This is a genomic window from Bartonella sp. AP30XZML, assembly GCF_042195945.1.
Classification (GTDB): Bacteria; Pseudomonadota; Alphaproteobacteria; order Rhizobiales; family Rhizobiaceae; genus Bartonella.
Genome location: NZ_JBHIPJ010000009.1, coordinates 1 through 2500, shown reverse-complemented (window position 1 = coordinate 2500; position 2500 = coordinate 1). Strand labels below are relative to the sequence as shown.

The 2500-nt window shown below is 43.7% G+C and carries 2 tRNA genes and 1 rRNA gene (1 of these 3 cut by a window edge); all 3 read right to left on the bottom strand.

The features are described 5' to 3' along the window. Positions 1 to 1295, bottom strand: a 23S ribosomal RNA gene (locus tag ACFIL2_RS00280); it reaches 1520 nt to the left of the window's first position. 443 nt (positions 1296 to 1738) lie between these two features. Next, positions 1739 to 1814: transfer RNA gene (locus tag ACFIL2_RS00275), tRNA-Ala, on the bottom strand. A gap of 253 nt (positions 1815 to 2067) precedes the next feature. After that, positions 2068 to 2144 (bottom strand) — tRNA-Ile (locus tag ACFIL2_RS00270). Positions 2145 to 2500: the final 356 nt, after the last annotated feature.

Genomic DNA, 2500 nt, shown 5'->3' with positions numbered 1-2500 from the left:
TCCAGGAGCTCTCACGAGTCTCCCTTCACAGGCTTACGGAACGCTCCGCTACCACTTACTCAATAAAGAGTAAATCCACAGCTTCGGTGTATGGCTTTAGCCCCGTTACATTTTCGGCGCAGGGACCCTTATTTAGACCAGTGAGCTGTTACGCTTTCTTTAAATGGTGGCTGCTTCTAAGCCAACATCCTGGTTGTTTTGGGATCCTCACATCCTTTCCCACTTAGCCATAACTTGGGGACCTTAGATGGTGGTCAGGGTTGTTTCCCTCTCCACGACGGACGTTAGCACCCGCCGTGTGTCTGCTAGTTAGTTCTTCCAGGTATTCGGAGTTTGGTTAGGTTTGGTAATCCGGTGAGGACCCCTAGCCCATCCAGTGCTCTACCCCCTGGAGAATTCGACTAACGCTCTACCTAAATAGATTTCGCGGAGAACCAGCTATTTCCGAGTTTGATTGGCCTTTCACCCCTAGCCACAAGTCATCCCAATCTATTGCAACAGATACGGGTTCGGCCCTTCAGTAAGTGTTACCTTACCTTCAGCCTGCTCATGGCTAGATCACTCGGTTTCGGGTCTAATCCAACGAACTGAACGCCCTATTCAGACTCGCTTTCGCTACGCCTACACCTACCGGCTTAAGCTTGCTCGTTAGACTAAGTCGCTGACCCATTATACAAAAGGTACGCCGTCACCCAGAACGTATCTTGGGCTCCGACTGTTTGTAGGCATTCGGTTTCAGGTACTATTTCACTCCCCTTGTCGGGGTACTTTTCACCTTTCCCTCACGGTACTGGTGCGCTATCGGTCATGCACGAGTACTTAGGCTTGGATCGTGGTCGACCCATGTTCAGACAGGATTTCACGTGTCCCGCCCTACTCTAGGACTTAAATCAGATTTACGTATACGGGACTATCACCCACTTTGGTACGACTTTCCAGTCGTTTCTACTTTTCTTAATTCAAGCCACTGGCCTGGTCCGCGTTCGCTCGCCACTACTAACGGAGTCTCGTTTGATGTCCTTTCCTACAGGTACTTAGATGTTTCAGTTCCCTGCGTTTGCTTCTTACACCCTATTTTATTCAGGTGTAGATACCTTTATTAGATGACTAGAAAACTAAACTGTCCTTTTACAAAAACAGCTTAATTTTTCTAGCCATCAAAGGTGGGTTACCCCATTCGGAAATCTACGGATCAAAGGGTATTCGCACCTCCCCGTAGCTTATCGCAGCGTATCACGTCCTTCATCGCCTGTGCATGCCAAGGCATCCACCAAATGCCCTTAAGACACTTGATCGTTCTCATTGCCAATATTCATTCACGGTTTGTCTGCTTCTCTTTATCTTGTGCAAAATAAAGCGCAAAACAAACCAAATATCAGCAGAAAAGACCAGCTTCTCGAGATATATTCAATGGCGCGGTTAAGCTTCCAATCATAAGCAAGGGCTTTGAGCATTCCCTTGCGACACATGTCTCTTTTTCTAAATTAAGATTTCCTCTTCGGAAGAAAGGTTTTTCTTTCAAGATCTTTTTTTAAATCTGTTTTCCAAAACCTTTTTTTTCGACAACAAGCATTTTCCCAAGAAAGTATTTTTCTTAACAAAAAACTTGTATCTCAGAAGGAACCTTAAAAAAGGAACATGTCTGAATATATCTTCTCTTCACAATTTCAATAGAACAAGCAAAAGATCACTGGACCTTTTACTAAACCGTGTTCTTACAACATGATGATGACCTAAATGGTGGAGCCGGACGGGATCGAACCGACGACCCCCTGCTTGCAAAGCAGGTGCTCTCCCAGCTGAGCTACGGCCCCTAAATAATGCTCTTTCAAATCAACTTTAACAAGATTTATCAACTTGCATTCCCTGTACTATTTTGATTTGCATCATTTAAATTTATCTGTACCACTGAAGGGGCTTTAAAAGCCTCTTTGAAAGCTTAATAAGATAAATTTAACAAATAATCTTTGGATGATAAAATTAAATCTTTAAAAATAAACAAAGATTGAAGCGTTTTTAATACGCTGAAGCTTCATACTCTTGGATAAGCAAAAAACGAGCATAAACTGGTGGGCCTGGGAGGACTTGAACCTCCGACCTCACGCTTATCAAGCGCGCGCTCTAACCAACTGAGCTACAAGCCCTCCGGGATAAACCGGAAAACCTTCCCCGGTATCATCTTAAATCACTGGAAAAGCTTTTTTAAGTGGCTTTCTTTTTTAGTCATTTCCTTTTAAAGCCTTTTTTAAAACCCATAAGTTTTAATAAATCCATAGTTTTTAAAATCCATGGCACTTTGAAACGCATGTTTTTCTTTGAAACCGCGAACTGATTATGATGTGAGGCTTTATTTTAAGAGATCGCCAGAAGGCTTGGGATCATCATCTGAAGAAAGAGAAACGAAGACGGCACGTCTGCTTTTATATTGTCAACACATGAGCACTAAGCCCTCAAATACTTCTCTCAACAGAGGTAGGGGCCTCAAAGAGACGGGGGGGGG